The sequence below is a fragment of the Paenibacillus sp. J31P316 genome, from assembly GCF_056269105.1.
Genome location: NZ_JBWDNI010000015.1, coordinates 60,521 through 76,630 on the forward strand (window position 1 = coordinate 60,521; position 16,110 = coordinate 76,630).

Below are 16,110 nucleotides of genomic sequence, written 5' to 3' on the forward strand. Positions count from 1 at the left end.
ATCACTCCTGATCCGTTTCGTAGTGAACCCAATATTTACTCGTCGTGAAGACGATAATCGTCAGTGCAAGAATAGCCAAGAACAGAATCCACAGCAGCGCCATGCCGTAAGCAAACCGTTGGAACGCGAAAACTTGCTGGAAGGCGTGTACGAAGTACAAGTAGTTCGGTTGAATCGGACGAGCGAGAAGCTCCGCACCGTTCAGCAAGATCGGCTGCATGTAAATTTGCAAGGAGCCGATGATACCCATGATAACGTTGAAGAAAATAACCGGCGTCATCAGCGGAATGGTCAAGTGGATTGTCCGCCTGAACGTTGTCGCGCCGTCAATCGAAGCCGCTTCGTAAAGATCGCGCGGAATGCCCTTCAACCCCGCCAAATTAACCAACACTCCGCCGCCCGCTCCCCACATAAGCATGGTAATCAGGGACATTGTGGCATAGTCATAGCCAAGCCAGTTCACCGCCGGCAAACCGAACATATCCAAAATACCGTTCAAAATACCGTTGTTGCTGGAGAAAATAAACTTCCACATGATGACGCTGGCCAAGGGCGGTACGATGGACGGCAGATAGAAAATCGTCCGGTAAATGCCTACGCCTTTCACCTGTCTGCTCAGCAGCATCGCAAGTCCGAGTCCGATCAACACCTGCAATGGTACGTTGAAGGCCGTGACGTACAACGTTCTGCCGAGCGAGTACATCGCATCGGAATCCGTAAATACCTTGTGGTAATTATGGAACCCTGTCCATTTCAGATGCTTGATATTAAATCCGTAGTAATTGGTGAAGCTCAGATAAAGCCCGTACAGCATCGGAAACAAACCAAATATGATAAAAACAACGAACCACGGCGATATCATCGAATAGAACGCGATTGTACGCTTCGTCTTCTCCTTCATAATTCCACTCCTTTATGGACAAAGAAGGGGAGAGTTCTGCTGGGAACCCTCCCCGGTAGTCTTTACTCGTTGTCGAAGGTTTTACTGGCTGTCGACTGCGTCTTTCGCTTCTTGGATCGCAACGTTCGCGTCTTTGGTCATGCCAGCGACCGCGTCGTCGATATTCGATTTGCCGAAGTAGAGCGGTTGTACGTATTTATCGAAGATTGCCCAGCCGCCGCCCGCAAGGTACGGGTTCACGTTCAGGTATTGGCCTGTGTAGTTTTGCTCGTCTTGGAGCACCGTGTTCACTTGCTTGTCGAAGTCGGATACCTTCGGCAGCAGTTCCATTTTGCTCTTGAACGCCGGGAGACCCCAGCCTGTCGAGGCACGATCGTCGGCAGGTTTGCCGCCGAAGAACCATTCGTAGAATGTCCATGCTTCGTCCGGATGTTTAGTAGCTTTGTTGATGACAGCGCCTGTTGCGCCGCCCGTCGGTGCTACGCGAGCTCCGTTTGGAGCGATCGGCGTCGGCAGCATGCCGTAGTCTTGCAGATGCGTTTTGGCGCCTTCGTTGTTGCGGATCGCGCCGCTGTACCAGTAGCCGTCGATGATCATGGCCACTTGATCCTTGAAGAAGAGGTCGCCGCCGGATGTTTGGTCATTGTTGACGGAGTTCGGTCCGACGTTGCTCTTCACTGCGTCTACCCACATGTTGATGTAGTCTTTGACTTCCGGTTTGTTGAAGTCAACGGAGCTGTTGTCGTCCGAGCTGATGTTCACGCCTGCGCTAAGCAGGTATTGGAGCAAGTTATTGAAGTTCGGTTCCGTTTTGCCCCATTCGTTGGCAGCCAGACCGTATTGCTTGATTTTGTCGCCGTCTTTGATCGTCAGCTTCTTCGCCAGATCCATCACTTCAGGCCACGTCAGCGGCTTCGATGCATCCGGTACCGGTACGCCGGCAGCGTCGAACAATTTCTTGTTATAGAAGATGGCATAGTCGTTGGACCAGTCTTTCGGCAAGCCGTATACCGGGCCCGTGCCGACCGTCTTGCCGTCGAAACGGTATACGTTCGAGATCGGAAGCAGATCGTCCTGCTTGATGATGGTGCTCGTGTTCATGCGGTCCGTCAGGTCAAGCGCGATGCCTTTGATTACATAGCCCGGAAGATCGAATACCCCGGACAGACGGATAACGTCAGGCGCGTCGCCCGTTGCTAATTGCGCAGCCAATTTCGTTGCGTCGACCGCATCGATTTGGATCTTGATGTTCGGATGCTCTTTCTCGAACTCGGCGATTTGCTCTTTGGACAGCTCGCCGTCGGAAATGCTCGTGCGGATCGTAACGACTTCCCCGCTTGCCGGCTTGTCTCCGCCATTGTCTGTGCCTGCATTGTTGGCAGGAGCGTTGCCGCCGTTGTTCGTTGCCGGTGCATTGGCGCCATTGTTCTCAGCCGTATTTCCGCCGTTGTTGTTGTTGCTTCCGCAACCGGATAACACCACTGCAGCGGCTGTAACCGCCGTCAGCATAATAGACCATTTTCTCAACTTCTTATCCCCCTTGGAGAAGCTCTTGATAATTTGTTGCTGAACTAAGGATACCATGCGAAATGTAAGCGTTTGTATAAGATGATCCTCCAATTTTACGGGGTAATCGTATGGTGTTCCGGACAGCGATCGCCGGTAGAATTTAACCGGTATCCGCTCAAAAAAAGACTGCCGGCAGATCTTGCAAGCCTGCCGGCAGCTTTGCGTTATTGCTTATAAACCCTGACGTAGTCCACGTACATATCGATCGTGCCGTTATAGCGGGATAGATCCATCGGCCAGCCGTTGCCGCCGGCTGCCAGATTCAGCATGAAGAACATCGGCTGCGTCTTGGATAGATCCGTCGTCGGATGGCGGCCGACCTCGATACCGTCCAGATAGTAGATCGTGTCGGTCAGCGTAATCTTCGTTCCGTACACATGCGGCGTCATGGCCCATCCTCCGCCGCCGCCGATCGTGTTCATCGGCTGCTGCTGATAGATGCCGCCCGTAACCGTACTGGTATAGTTCCACGTATGCGAGGACGTCCAGTAGCCGTAATCCTGGTTCGGATTGCCGGCTCCGCCCCCGCCGTAAGCTTCGATCGTGTCCAGTTCATCCGCGGGTACGGACAGTCCTTGGTACGTGTTCTTCGTCATGAGCCAGAACGCCGGCCAGCTGCCTGGCGCGGAGGGACCGATCAAGCGCGCTTCGAAGTACGCCGGCGCTTGGGCGGTAATGCCCGTGCCGTCGAGCTTGAGCGAGGAGATCAAGCCTGCCGTGTTCTTGTTGGCGTCCGCGCGGATGCGCAGGTACGTGCCGACTTGGGAGAACGGATTGCCCGTGCCCGTCGGATCGGCGAACGGAATGAGACCGAAGTCGCCGCCGCCCGGCTTATGCGCGGCATACGTCGCGCCGCTGCCGTTGCTCGAAATCGAAGGCATCGTATTGAAGTCGTCCGAGAACACGAGCGACATGCCGCTCGCCTGCGCCGGCGCCGCCGACGGCATGCCTTCGTTCCAGGTCACGCCGCCCGTATTATACAGCTGCAGGTAGCTCGTGTCCGACACGCTGCCGTTCGTGCCCGTGATGCGCACCGAAATCGGACCATGCGGATAGCTGTTCGCCGGGAAGACGAACGAGCCGTGACCCGAAGCGTCCAGCGTCACCGTCGCGACCGTGCTGTCGGAGCCGTACGTGCCGCCGGGGAGCCAGCTCTTCGCGGTCGCTGTCGTGAGTCCCGGCGCCACGATGTTGATCGTGGTATTGCCGCTGACGTTCGCGCCGTATGCCGGCGAAGTGACGGACACCATATTCTGCGGATAGAACGCCGGCGGCGTCGGACCGCTGTCATACTGGAGCTTCCACTGTTCCGACCACCAGTTGCTGTCGCTTGGAACCGATGTCCGATTGGCCGTCGGGTACCCGAACTGATCTTCTACGTTGAGGAACCCGTTATTGGATCGGTTCATGATCGATAAGAATTGCCCGGCTACCACGTTGATCGCCCAGTGGCTCGTCGTGTTGGTCGACGCGATGTTGGAACAGACGACCTGCGTCGCGCCGCCGCTGATCTCCATGTACTTGCCGGTCGATTTGTTCTTGATCCGGTAGTAGCCGCCGGACACGTCCTCGAGGCTCCAGAGGTACGTATCGCCGCTGCCCGTTCCGTAATTCACCCGCGTGCCGCCGTCGTAGAGATACTGGGTCGACAGCCAGCGGCTCGGGATTTTGTAATACGTCGTGCCCGTCGGCGGAGGCGTCGTCGTCGACGTGCCGTCGACGTCCGTGAACGTGGACGTGTTCAGCTGCGTCGTATCCGTCGAGGTTACGGCCAGCCCCTTGAGCGTATTGGTACCCATCGCGATCGTCTGCGGGGTGCCGATCTGCGTCCAGCTCGTGCCGTTCGTCGAATAATAGCCCGTGAACACGTTACCCGCGCGCGTGATCTTCAGCCAGACCGGCGAGAATACGCCGCCTACCTGCACGCCTTGCGCATCCGTGCCGGCTGCGTTCCGGTAAACCATGAGCAGTCCGTTCATCGTCGAGAAAATCGAGAATTGGACGGAGCCCGTGGAATTGTCATTGCGAATCATGATGCCGGTTTTGGCCCAGGATTGGGTATACTGCATCGTTGCGACCTTGGCAATAATGCTGCCGTCGCCGCTGAGCGGCGTGGAGGCGAATTGGAACGAATCGTTCTTGCCCCATACGTCGCTGCCGGCGCCTTTTACCGTAAACGTTCCGTTCGTCGTGTTGTAATCCGAGCTTCCCGCCACTCCCGTCGTGCCGATGTCCGCGTTCGACCAGCCGGTCGGCAGCGGCGAAGCTTCCGCGACGCCGTAGGCGATCGGCAGCACGGACAAGAGCAGAGCAATTAACAGCAATTTCACCATCGCTTTCTTTCCGCTTAATCGCATTGCAATTTCCATCTCCTCTTCGAAAGAATGGGTTTACAATGGTACCTGATTTCGCGGTCACCCCCTCCTAGAAACCGAACTCGCATTCAGGATATCACAGGGGCTGGTAGCGTATAATATGGCGATCTTCCGATTTGTACGGTATTTCCTATGGACTTTGCAAGGGCACGCTCAGCGTGATTGCCGTCCCTCTCATCTCGCTGCTTTCGATCGTCATGGACATCTGTTCCTTGTAGATCAGCCTGAGCCGCTGGTAGACGTTGCGCAGCCCGATGCCGTTCTCGTCGCTTTGCTCTTTGCCGTATTCCCGCTGCAGGTCCGTTCTCACATGCTCCAGCGTTTCTTTGTCCATGCCGATGCCGTTATCGGCGATTCTCACCTTCAGATAGCCGTTCTCCTCCGATGCCGAGACGACGATGAGACCGCCCTCTTCCCACCCCTGGAAGCCATGCTTGATCGCATTCTCGATGATCGGCTGGAGCACGAATCTCACGATCGGCTTGCCCCGCAGTTCATCCGGCACCTCGTAGTTCACCTCGAAGCTGTGCCCGAAGCGGATTTGCTGAATGGTCACGTAATTGGCGACATGCGCCAGCTCCTTCTCCAGCTCCACGATCCCCGAGCCTTTGGCGATGCTGTAGCGGAACAAGTCCGCCAGCGCGCCGACGATGGCGCTCACCTCGAGATTGCCGCTTTTCATGCTGCGCATATTGATAACTTCCAACGTGTTGTACAGAAAATGCGGATTGATCTGGGCCTGCAGCATATCGAGCTCCGCCCGTGTCTTCATGGCGATCAGCTCGTTTTCTTCTCGCATGACGCGGTCCAGTTGATCGATCATCCGGTTGTAGCTGCGCACGATGCCGCCGATCTCCGTATGATCGAAGTCATCCAAGCGCAAGGACAGATCTCCTTCGCCGACCCGCAGCATCGTCTCCTTCAGCCGATGGATCGGCTTGACCAATTGGATCGCGATCGCGACCGCCACCACGACCGACAGCAGCAGAACGATGGACGTGAAGAGCAGGAATTGCTCCTGGTATTCCCGATTCTTCTCGAGCACGTCATTGAAGACGAAGCCGATCGTCAGCTTCCAATCCGTGTTCGGAATGCTGCTTGCAAAATAATGCTGTCCGGGTGCTTCGCTGATGGTGCGCAGGCGCGACTCATAAATCGGATGGCTCTTGGCGTCGGAAATCACGTACGATGTATTAATCAATCCCGAATCGATATTCTCGAATATCGACTGCTTCGGAACCATGAGGAGATACGTCGCTTCCCCGTTGACTCCCGGTCCATCCAGCCTTTTCACGAGCGCCATCGACAGCGGATTGAAGACGTTATTGTAATTCGTAATCCAATAAGGTTCTGACCGGTCCGTCAAGAAGGCTTTGTCGGTATTGAATGCGCTCTTGTTGTTGGAGAAGATCGACGAATAGATACAATTCCCGTTCTCGTCGAGCAGGACGAAGTACGAGATATCGTTCAACCCCGGAAACATGAGCAGATTCGTCGTAAGCCCTCCCATGAGCAGCGGAGTCGTATAATTGTTCGTGACGTAGTCCTGCAGCTGCCGGCTCGCGGATATTTCCTTCAGGATCGTTTCCGTAAACTGCAGCCGGTTGCGGATGCTGACTTCGGAGAATCGCCCCGTCACGTCGACGGAGGCCTTCACCTCGCGCTGAATGTCGTGCTTCGATATCCAGCTGTACAGAATTCCGTCCGCCACGGCGGGGATGCCGACAGCCAGGATCAAGACGAGAATGATTTTGTTGCGCATCGAAACGGCATGAAAGCCCTTCTTGATCAGGTCCTCCGGCAGGGAGTTCAGCAGCCACTCGCTGCTGAGGGTGAAGTTCTTGATCTGTTTGGAAATCATGCGGAACGGCTTGAACACCTGTTTCAAATAGAAGTAGCTGAACAGCACCGTGACGAGCAGCGTCAGGACCGATAGAACCGCCATCTGATAAATGCGCTCGTCGCGCAGCGTGCTGGCTCCGGCCGCCTTGTCGGTGTATACGATGCTCAGGTTGAACGGAAGCAGCTCTTTGATCACATTGTTGTACGAGGCAGACGGTTTCTGTTCCTTGTCCCCCGGAGAAGCAGCATCGTTCTGTTCCGTCAGCTTGAGCGGATTCGAAGGCGCCGTCGTCCACAGCAAACGATTGTCCTTGCCGATGACGGAGTAATAGGTCCCTTCCGGCGACTTGTCGGGAATGGCCTGCTGAAAGAAACGGTCGCTCAGCACGATCATCGTAAGGACGCCGTTCTCGTTGCCGTTCGAGAAGACAAGCCGATCTTGAATTTCCGCCATGAACGCCTTTAATTGCTTGATGTCCGCCTTCTCGAGCATCGGATTGTCGGTGGTGAAGCACTTCGCAAAGTCCGTCTTCGAATACTTCGTCAGCTGCTCGCGGTCAGGCAAAATCAGCTTGTCCAGCCTGGAATAATGCAGCCGGTCTTGATCCAGCATCGGCAGGTCCATGAACGAGGCGGATTGGATTTTCTGCACCAGGGAACGCTGAACGAAGCTTTGCGACAGAAAATACACCGCCTGCACCGATTCGGTCGAGAGATCCAGCGTATTGAATTTCTCCTGCAGCTGCCGCATGCCCAAGGCCGCGACGTCATCGTCGCGAAGCCGCATGAGATTCTTATAATAGTCGCTGAACTCCGGCGTCTGGAGGAGCAGCATCAAATTATCGATATCGTTCAGTTGAACGATCACGTTTTGCTGAAATTGATACAGGATATCCTGCGAACGCTTCTCGTGCAGCGACTTATCGATGGTGTTCATGTAGGTCAGCCCGATATAAGCCAGCGCGAGCTGCGTAACCAGGGTAAGCGCCGCCGAGAGAATAACGATCCGCCTCAGCGTCGGTCCAAACCGTTTAAGCATGCCGTCTCCCTCCGCGGTTACCTCGTTTTGCTGCGATATTCGTGCGGCGTCTTGCCGGTGTATTTCTTGAACACTTCCGTAAAGTACGCCGGATCGGAATAACCGACTTGTTCGACGATTTCATAAATTTTGAGATTCGTGCCGCCGAGCAGCTCCATTGCCCGCTGCAGTCGGATGGAAGTGAGATAGCTGAGGAAGGTCTGTCCCGAGTTTTTGAACAGCGCGAATAGATGGCTGCCGGAGATATGGACTTGGTCCGCGACCTCTTTCAAGGTCAAGCTGCGGTCGAAATGTTCCCGGATATACTGTCTGGCCTGCACGAGGAGCATGCTGACCGGCTCCTCGCCGGATTCGCGGACGCTCTCGGCAACGGCTGTCACGGCGTTCTGTTCCTTGCTCGCGAGAACAGCCGGAATAGAACGGCTCGGCAAGGCGTCCTGCCGGCCGATCGCAAGCGTGCCCTCTTCCGTGCTTGCGGCCAGCGCCGCGGATGCCGTCTGAGCGGATAAATAAATATCGGCAGGTGATCCTACCGGATGGCCGGAGCCGCCGGAGAAAGCCGATTTGAATAACCCTCTATATTTACGCCACTGCGGCAGCAGCTCGGCGAAATGCGTTTCCGCATCCGGCTTCATGGACAGCACGTACGCATCGCCCGTCTGCGCGTTCACCCAGTGATAGCCAAGCTCCTTGCCTTCCCAGAGGTCGGTCAAAATATTGTCGATCGAGAAGACGAGCAGCTTCTTCTCCCTGTCTCCGATTACTGCCCCCGGTGTCGCCAAACGATTCGGGCGGAACACGGCCACCGAGTAGCGCTCTCCCTCCAGCAGCACCTCACCGTCGGAACAGCCCTGCTCCAAGTCCACCTCCGTGAGACGCTCCTGAAACAAGCGGCGCAGAAAATCGACGCGAAGCACCCGCGTGAGCATTTCCGCCTTGCGCTTCAGAACCGACACGCGGAATTCCGCCTGCTTCTCTTCGCGAAGGCGTCCCACTGCCCGGGTAAACGTATCGTGCAGCATTTGGAATTGAAGCGGTTTGAGCAAATAATCGATCGCGCCGAACTGGAGCGCCTTCTGCGCATATTCAAAATCGCTATAACCGGAAAGAATGACGACGCGGATAAACGGATAGCGCACGTTCAGCGCGTTCATCAGCTCGATGCCATCCATGAACGGCATGCGAATGTCCGTGACAACGAGGTCCACAGGATGCTCCTCAACGAATTGAAGCGCTTCCAATCCGTGCGAGCAAATACCTGCCACCTCGATACCGACATCATTCCAGGCCCACGAAGCAAGGCCTTCGCGAATCTCTTTCTCGTCATCTACGATTAGCAATTTGTACACGTTGCGATCCTCCTGCCCATTATCGGTGCCAGTAAGTAACAACTATGATAGTCTAGTTCCAGTGTACTGCTGTCCCGAGAAATCGACAAGGCATTGCTTGGAAATGGCTGGTTTTTTCATAGGTTATCGCGATAATTCTACACTTTTCGATCCTCCTCGCTTACCGGAAAGCCCATTTGGGCTTTCGCGGCGACAAGTTCATCCTCCATCACCGTGCATGGCCGGGGGGCGTGGTGCTTCGGATCCAGGTTCACGCGCCCTCGCAGGATATAATTTGCCGCTCGAACTTCCCTTTGCGCACGACGCACCGGTCCGCAATGCGCAGGCCAGCCTCGGCGATGGCATCGTCGATCGTCTCCGTCGTGACGATGACGATCCTGCGTGCCAAGCGTCCCGCACTGCGAAGCATGGCGAGGCGCTCCTCGTCAGGCAATACGGAGCACAAATTATACGGCAGGTCGAGAATCGCCGCATGGAACGGCCCCTTATCCCCCGGCTCCAGCGTCGTCATGTCCGCGCGCCGCACGACGTCCGGCATGCCGAAATGCGCCAGATTGACGCGTGCACCCTTCAAGGCTAGCGGGTTCAGGTCGTACCCGACGATGTCGATGCCCATCGATAGCGCCTCGATCAGTACCGTGCCGATGCCGCAGCAGGGATCGATGGCGCGTACGCCTTCATCAATGTCGGGAACCGCGATGTTCGTCACCGCCCGCGCGAGCCGCGTGCCGAGTGCCGTGGAATACGGCTGCGGTTTGGCATTATGCTTCAGCCAAAGTGGCTCGCTTGCGGTATATTCGCCGAACCAATATTGCCCCCGTACGAAAGCGACGCCGAACAGCCGGTCAGGCCGGCGCATCTCCGCTTTCCCATGGATCGCCCAGCCGATCTCTTTCTCAACGGCCCGCTGTTGCTCGTAATCCAGTCCGCCGCAGACGAACATTATTTTAAACGTTGCGCCGGATAGCCGGACGGCGTTTCCCGCTTGGCCGGCAATGCCGGCGGGCGTATCCGCCGTCAGCAGCACCTCCAGCCTGCCGCGAAGGAACGGGCTTCGGCTGGGATCGACATTTTTATCGATAATCACACAACCGGATTCCGCTTCGACGCCGAATAAGGCACGCATTTCCATGTCGAATAATTGCTGTTCGTCTTCATGCGAAGCAGCCGGATAGAGATATATTCCGTTTTCTATAATTTGCATATTCCCACCCACTAGTTTCCCATGTTTCGATAGGTTCGAAAGAGGATGGATTGGTTGTAATTGCCGAAGCCTTCGCCATAGATGGTCAAGCCGCCGACATGTTCCGCATGCTCGGGAACGGCAAGACGAAGCGTCCAGTCGTTGCGCGACATGACGATATCCTGCAGCGTCACGCCGGACAGCCGCTGGCCGTCGAGGAAGGTACCCGCGCCCGTAATGCGGACGACCTTCAGCCAGCCGTACTGATTGACGGTCCACCAAGCCGGCGTGAGTCTTCCCCGGCCTTCGCCGGAATCGCCGGGACTCGTCCATACGCCGAGCAGGGTGTCGTTCAAATAAAAATGAATATCCGATGGCCAATCCGCCCGCACGCCGGGGGCTTCCGACCCGATTTCGAACGAGATCTCGATCTCCTCCAGCGTTTGGCCGTTCAGCACGTAATTGGGGATCCGATATTCGACGTACCCCTTGCCGAACCAGAGGATCTGCGCATGCATGCGCTCCGGCTCCATGAAATACCGGGGGTCGTCGAACTGTCCGATGATCCGTTCCGTCGAAGCAAGCCCGCAGGTCGGAAATACCTCGAAGTCCGTGTAGTGGCCGACCGGCAAAGACACCTCTTGATACTCCCGCCTCTCCGCCACGGCCTGAGGGATGGACAGCTCGACTCCGCTGACGGCCAGCGAGCAGATCTTGTGCGTGCCGCCGCCGCGGCGGACAAGCTTCGTCTGAATCAAGCCGCCCTTCTCCAGCTTCTTCGTATGCATCGTCACGATCGCGCTGCTGAGTCCGAGCGCCGCCGCAAGCTCCTTCACGTTCATCGGCTGCTCCGACAGCAGCTCCAGTATGCGCAGGCGCACGTCGCTCGCGAGCGCTTCGTAGAGCGGGAGCCATTGCCGATCCAAATTCGCGCGTATCATCCGCTTCACTCCGTTTTCCGTCCAAGTTGGTTAACATTTATATTAATTCAATCCTTAAAGAAAGAAAAGCTTGCACGCGGACGCAGACATACGGTTTAATAAGTTTGTAATCGTCAATATGTTAATTAATTAATAATAATATTAATTTAACTACGAGGTGAACGATGATGTCAATGAAAGCAAAAATGATCGTGGATAAGGATTTTACGATCGGCGAAGTCGATAAGCGAATTTACGGCTCGTTCATCGAGCATTTGGGACGTGCGGTTTACGGCGGCATCTATGAGCCGGAGCATCCGTCGGCCGATGAGCAAGGTTTTCGGGGCGACGTGCTGGAGCTGGTCAAAGGCATCGATGTGCCGATCGTTCGTTATCCGGGCGGCAACTTCGTCTCCGGTTACAATTGGGAGGACGGGATCGGCCCGGTCGAGCTGCGTCCGAAGCGGCTGGAGCTGGCATGGCGCACCGTGGAGCCGAATCTGATCGGCCTGAACGAGTTCGTGGACTGGTGCCGCAAAGCGAATACGGCGCCGATGATGGCGGTCAACCTGGGAACGCGCGGACCCGAAGAGGCCCGCCAGCTCGTGGAATACAGCAATCATCCTTCAGGCTCCTACTGGAGCGACCTGCGTGCACAGCATGGCTATAAGCAGCCCCATGGGATCAAAACCTGGTGCCTCGGCAACGAAATGGACGGCCCTTGGCAAATCGGCGCCAAAACCGCCGTGGAGTATGGTCGGATCGCTGCCGAAAGCGCCAAAGTCATGCGCTGGGTCGACCCCTCCATCGAGCTGGTCGCCTGCGGCAGCTCCAACCTCCATATGTCCACGTTCCCGGAATGGGAGCGCACGGTGCTCGATAATTGCTACGACGAGATCGATTATTTGTCGCTGCATCAGTATTATGGCAACCGTGATAAAGATACGGCGAACTTCCTGGCGCAATCCATGGGCATGGACAGCTTCATCCATACCGTCATCGCGACCTGCGATTATATGCAGGCGAAGAAACGGAGCAAGAAGCGGATTCACCTCTCCTTCGACGAGTGGAACGTCTGGTACCATTCCAACGACGCCGATTCCCGCATCGAACCATGGTCGATCGCCCCTCCTCAGCTCGAGGACGTCTACAATCACGAGGATGCGCTGCTCGTCGGCAGCATGCTGATCAGCCTCTTGAAACGTGCGGATCGGGTACGGATGGCCTGCATGGCGCAGCTCGTAAACGTCATTGCCCCGATCATGACGTCGAACGGCGGCGGCGCGTGGAAGCAGACGATCTATTATCCGTATATGCATGCCAGCATCTACGGCCGGGGGACGGTTCTGGTACCGCTTGTGACATCGCCGAAATATGACGCCAAGGACTACACCGACGTTCCGTATCTGGATGCCGTGGCGGTACATAATGAGGAAGCTGGCGAAGTGATCGTCTTCGCGGTCAACCGCCATCTCAGCGAATCGCTGCCGCTCGACGTCGACCTTCGGAGCTTCGGCGACTTCCGCGTTCTGGAACACCTCGTGCTGGAGAGCGACGATCTCAAAGCGGCCAATACCGAGAAGGCGCCGAATCGCGTCGCGCCGCATTCCGGCGGCAATGCCGCAGCCGATGGCAGCTCCGTTCAAGCGCTGCTCGGCAAGGCTTCGTGGAACGTGATTCGCTTGAAGCTGGCTTGATGGTGCATAAATAAGGGCTTGGTACTCGCTGGCTTAAAGCGTGGCTAGATGGTGGCGTGAGGCTGGCTTGATGGTGCTTGTTGCTTGCATTAGGCTGGCCTGATCTTGGCTTATTGCCAGTTAAGATGGTTGGATGTTGAAGAGCCCGGTGCAGGAGCGCCGGGCTTTGTGCTGTTTCGCCGTAAAATCGGAGTGGATTTCAGGATATTGAGAGGCGTATAATTGTTTGTGAAACCAAGTTCCACTCAGTGAAACCAACGACTAGCACGTACGCCGCCGACTAATCGAATAACGCTTTGTATCGGAGAGGGGAATCGCCTATGAGCTTCTCATTCATCGGAATTGACCATGTACAGCTTGCCGCTCCGGAAGGCTGCGAGGCCGCAGCAAGGGAGTTCTTCGGCAGCGTGCTGGGATGGCCGGAAATACCGAAGCCGGAACCGCTTCTGCTTCGCGGCGGAGCCTGGTTCCAATGCGGGGCGCAGCAGGTCCACGTCGGCGTGCAGCGGGACTTCGTTCCGGCGACGAAGGCGCATCCCGCTTTTGTCGTACGCAGCCTCGACGGGCTCATCCAGCATCTCGAAGAGCGCGGTATCGCCATAACGATGGACGATGCCAGGGATACCGAAGGCGTCCGCCGCTTCTTCTTGAACGATCCCTTCGGCAATCGGCTCGAGTTCATGGAGTAATCCTACGATCTCTTCTGAGTTGCGCCGGAATGGATCGTTCTCGGACGTTCCTTAGTTCTCGGATGGTCCTTAGTTCTCGGATGGTCCTTAAGTAAAGGGGAATCCCAGGATTGGCGCTCAAGCCGCGCCCTGCAGCAGCACGCTGAACCTCACGCCCTCCGGCGTATTGCCGATCCGGTACTTGGCGCCGTGGGCATCCAGCACCTTGCTCACGATGTACAGCCCGAGCCCGCTGCCGCCCGTCGAACGGCTGCGCGACTGCTCCTCGCGGAAGAACGGCTCGAACAAGCGGGGGAGCTTCGACTCATCCAGCTGCACGCCGGTGTTCAGCACCTCCAGCCTGTACCGCAGCAATGGTGCCTCCAACCCATCTTCCTCCACGAACCCGCTGCCCGCCAGCTGCGCATACGCTTCGCCGTCCGGATTCGAGCTGTCGAATGCCGCCCGCTTCGCCGCAGTCGCTTCTCCCAAATCGTGGCCGATACGTTCTACTCCCTCGTTTTCCAGCCGCTCCTCCACGAGACGCACGTATACCCGCTCGCCGTCCCCCGAATACTGCACCGCATTCGTAATAATATTCGATACGGCTTTCGCAATCAGCCGCTCGTCGGCGACGATCATCGCTTCCTCCGGCAGCTCGCAGGCGAGCTCCATATGCTTGACGCCGGCGAGATAGCTCATGTTGTTCATTGCTTCGCGCACCAGCTCCGTCAGATCCACCTTCCGCATCAGCGGCCGGAAATCGCGGCTCTCCAGCTTCGACAGCTCCAAAATCTCATGAACAAGCTTGTCCATATCCTGCATGATCGTATAGGACTTGCGCAAATACGTGTCGCGGTCCCGGAACGGACCGACATTGCCGATCATCGCCTCGAGCTGGCCGCTGACCGCCGTGATCGGCGTCTTCAGCTCATGCGAGATCGTCGCCACGAACTCGCGCCGTTTCGCCTCCTGCTCGCGCTCCCGCTCGATGTCGCTCTTGAGCTGCGCGTTGGCGTCCTGCAGCTCGCCCATCGTCGACTGCAAGTTGACCGCCAGCTTGCTCAAGCTGAGCGACAGCTCGCCGAGCTCGTCGCTGGACTTCAGCGCCGGCTCCGTCGCCGTGAAGTCCAGCTTCGCCAATCGATGCGCGACGCCGTTCAGCGACAACAAAGGCCTAGCGATCAGCCGGGCATAGATAAATGCGCCTCCGATCGCGATCAGCAGAATCGGAATGAGCATATAAGGCAGGAACAGCAGAATGACGCCTGCCGCTTCCCCGATCGGCTGCAGCGGCGCATCCACGTACAACGTGAACGATTCGTCGCTCTCGGCGAACGATATCTTCCGCTCCGCGCTCAGAATATCCCGCTGACTGCCTCCCGCCACCGGCATGCCGCGGACCACCGTCCCGTCACGCCCGTCGACGAACCGGCCGGTTTCCGCTTGCTTGCGCAGCAGCGGATAATCGCCCGCTCCCGCGCCTTCGGAGAGCCAGCCCTTGAAGGAGCGGAAATTCGGCGGGATGTAATAGCCGCCTCCGTCCTTATCGCGGAGCATCATGGCGGCGTTATGCTCCTGGCCGAACTGGGCGATCAGCGGCAGCGCCTGTTCTGCCGGCAGCCCGTCCACGCTGTGTACCAGCTCGTTCATCCCGCTCTCCAGCCGAGACTGCTTGATCGTCTTATAATAGCCCGGAAGCATGAAATAGAGCGTCAGATAGATGAGCAAGGACGAGACGACAAGCAGCGCCGTCGTAACGAGAAAGATTTTGAATCTTATGCCCCTGCGCCGAATCATCCGCCTACCCCTGCGAGCTCCGACTCGAGCGAGTAGCCCACGCCTTTAACGGTACGGATAATGGAGATGCCGAGCTTCTTGCGGATGTTCTTGATATGCGCGTCCACGATCCGGGAATCCCCGTAATAATCGTAGCCCCATACTTTGTCCAGCAGCATGTCGCGCGTCATGATACGGCCGGCGTTATGAATGAGCGTGTGCAGAATGTCGAACTCCTTGGTCGTCGTCTCCACGATCTTCCCGTCGACGAAAACCTTGTACGCGTCCGCATCCAGCCTCAGCCGTCCGTCGAACAACTGCTCCCCGGCATGCACGCTGCGCGAGCGCCGCAGCACCGCCTCTACCCGCTTCATCAGCACGTGAAACGAAAACGGCTTCGTAATATAATCGTCCGCCTCTTCCTCGAACGCCCGCAGTTGGTCCTTCTCCTCGCCGAGCGCGGTCAGCACGATGACGGGCGTGTTCCCTTTCTCGCGGATCCGCCTGCAAACCGAATAGCCGTCCATCGTTGGCAGCATTAAATCGAGAATGACGAGATCGTATGTACCGGCTTGAAACATCTGCCAGCCTTCCAGCCCGTCCCCCGCCACGTCGACTTCATACGGTTGGGCTCGCAGAAACTCCGCGATGAGTTCCTGAATATAGTGATCGTCCTCGATGACAAGAATAGCCGCGGGCATAAGCAAACAACCCCCATTGAATTAGTTAGCCTAAGTGTAGCCCACGATTCTGAAACCGAACTGAAACGAATCTGAAAATGAGATGAA

Annotated in this window: 11 protein-coding genes; 2 read left to right on the plus strand and 9 right to left on the minus strand. The window is 56.8% G+C overall.

Annotation, left to right across the window (positions count from 1 at the left end; translation table 11 throughout):
- Position 1: 1 nt before the first annotated feature.
- The 7 genes from AC0YNU_RS26525 to AC0YNU_RS26555 all read right to left on the minus strand — a co-directional run bounded on the left by AC0YNU_RS26525 (position 2) and on the right by AC0YNU_RS26555 (position 11,199).
- Complete coding sequence (locus AC0YNU_RS26525; protein ID WP_475761882.1) at positions 2-901, minus strand: carbohydrate ABC transporter permease; 900 nt, start codon at positions 899-901, stop codon at positions 2-4.
- 81 nt (positions 902-982) lie between these two features.
- On the minus strand, positions 983-2,428 hold the full coding sequence (locus tag AC0YNU_RS26530) for an ABC transporter substrate-binding protein (RefSeq protein ID WP_475761884.1): 1,446 nt from the start codon (positions 2,426-2,428) through the stop codon (positions 983-985).
- 206 nt (positions 2,429-2,634) lie between these two features.
- Positions 2,635-4,827 (minus strand): RICIN domain-containing protein, encoded by a 2,193-nt coding sequence (locus tag AC0YNU_RS26535; RefSeq protein ID WP_475761886.1) that lies wholly within the window; start codon positions 4,825-4,827, stop codon positions 2,635-2,637.
- 148 nt (positions 4,828-4,975) lie between these two features.
- Positions 4,976-7,726 carry a sensor histidine kinase gene (locus AC0YNU_RS26540; RefSeq protein ID WP_475761888.1) on the minus strand — a complete coding sequence of 917 codons (2,751 nt, stop codon included), beginning with the start codon at positions 7,724-7,726 and terminating at the stop codon, positions 4,976-4,978.
- A 17-nt stretch (positions 7,727-7,743) separates the two neighbouring features.
- A complete protein-coding gene (locus tag AC0YNU_RS26545) occupies positions 7,744-9,075 on the minus strand; it encodes a response regulator (protein WP_475761890.1) in 1,332 nt (443 codons plus the stop codon).
- A 250-nt stretch (positions 9,076-9,325) separates the two neighbouring features.
- Complete coding sequence (locus tag AC0YNU_RS26550) at positions 9,326-10,279, minus strand: TRM11 family SAM-dependent methyltransferase (RefSeq protein ID WP_475761892.1); 954 nt, start codon at positions 10,277-10,279, stop codon at positions 9,326-9,328.
- A gap of 11 nt (positions 10,280-10,290) precedes the next feature.
- A complete protein-coding gene (locus AC0YNU_RS26555; protein WP_475761894.1) occupies positions 10,291-11,199 on the minus strand; it encodes an ArsR/SmtB family transcription factor in 909 nt (302 codons plus the stop codon).
- 167 nt (positions 11,200-11,366) lie between these two features.
- On the opposite strand from AC0YNU_RS26555, the gene arfA reads away from it, so the two are divergent.
- Together arfA and AC0YNU_RS26565 are read left to right on the plus strand one after the other, a co-directional pair.
- Positions 11,367-12,875, plus strand: a complete 1,509-nt coding sequence (gene arfA, locus AC0YNU_RS26560; RefSeq protein ID WP_475762025.1) for an arabinosylfuranosidase ArfA — start codon at positions 11,367-11,369, stop codon at positions 12,873-12,875.
- A 320-nt stretch (positions 12,876-13,195) separates the two neighbouring features.
- Positions 13,196-13,564, plus strand: a complete 369-nt coding sequence (locus AC0YNU_RS26565; RefSeq protein ID WP_475761896.1) for a VOC family protein — start codon at positions 13,196-13,198, stop codon at positions 13,562-13,564.
- 117 nt (positions 13,565-13,681) lie between these two features.
- Here AC0YNU_RS26565 and AC0YNU_RS26570 read toward each other — a convergent pair whose 3' ends face one another.
- The gene (locus tag AC0YNU_RS26570) at positions 13,682-15,343 is read right to left on the minus strand and encodes a sensor histidine kinase (protein ID WP_475761898.1); all 1,662 of its coding nucleotides are present in this window, start codon (positions 15,341-15,343) and stop codon (positions 13,682-13,684) included.
- The gene (locus AC0YNU_RS26575) at positions 15,340-16,023 is read right to left on the minus strand and encodes a response regulator transcription factor (RefSeq protein WP_475761900.1); all 684 of its coding nucleotides are present in this window, start codon (positions 16,021-16,023) and stop codon (positions 15,340-15,342) included. Before AC0YNU_RS26575 ends, AC0YNU_RS26570 begins: the two co-directional genes overlap by 4 nt.
- Between the last annotated feature and the right edge of the window lie 87 nt (positions 16,024-16,110).

Coding starts and splice junctions, on each gene's coding strand:
- AC0YNU_RS26540 (WP_475761888.1), bottom strand. CDS start 7,726: ATGCTTAAACGGTTTGGACCGACGCTGAGGCGGATCGTTATTCTCTCG.
- arfA (WP_475762025.1), top strand. CDS start 11,367: ATGTCAATGAAAGCAAAAATGATCGTGGATAAGGATTTTACGATCGGC.
- AC0YNU_RS26535 (WP_475761886.1), bottom strand. CDS start 4,827: ATGCGATTAAGCGGAAAGAAAGCGATGGTGAAATTGCTGTTAATTGCT.
- AC0YNU_RS26550 (WP_475761892.1), bottom strand. CDS start 10,279: ATGCAAATTATAGAAAACGGAATATATCTCTATCCGGCTGCTTCGCAT.
- AC0YNU_RS26570 (WP_475761898.1), bottom strand. CDS start 15,343: ATGATTCGGCGCAGGGGCATAAGATTCAAAATCTTTCTCGTTACGACG.
- AC0YNU_RS26555 (WP_475761894.1), bottom strand. CDS start 11,199: ATGATACGCGCGAATTTGGATCGGCAATGGCTCCCGCTCTACGAAGCG.
- AC0YNU_RS26575 (WP_475761900.1), bottom strand. CDS start 16,023: ATGCCCGCGGCTATTCTTGTCATCGAGGACGATCACTATATTCAGGAA.
- AC0YNU_RS26565 (WP_475761896.1), top strand. CDS start 13,196: ATGAGCTTCTCATTCATCGGAATTGACCATGTACAGCTTGCCGCTCCG.
- AC0YNU_RS26525 (WP_475761882.1), bottom strand. CDS start 901: ATGAAGGAGAAGACGAAGCGTACAATCGCGTTCTATTCGATGATATCG.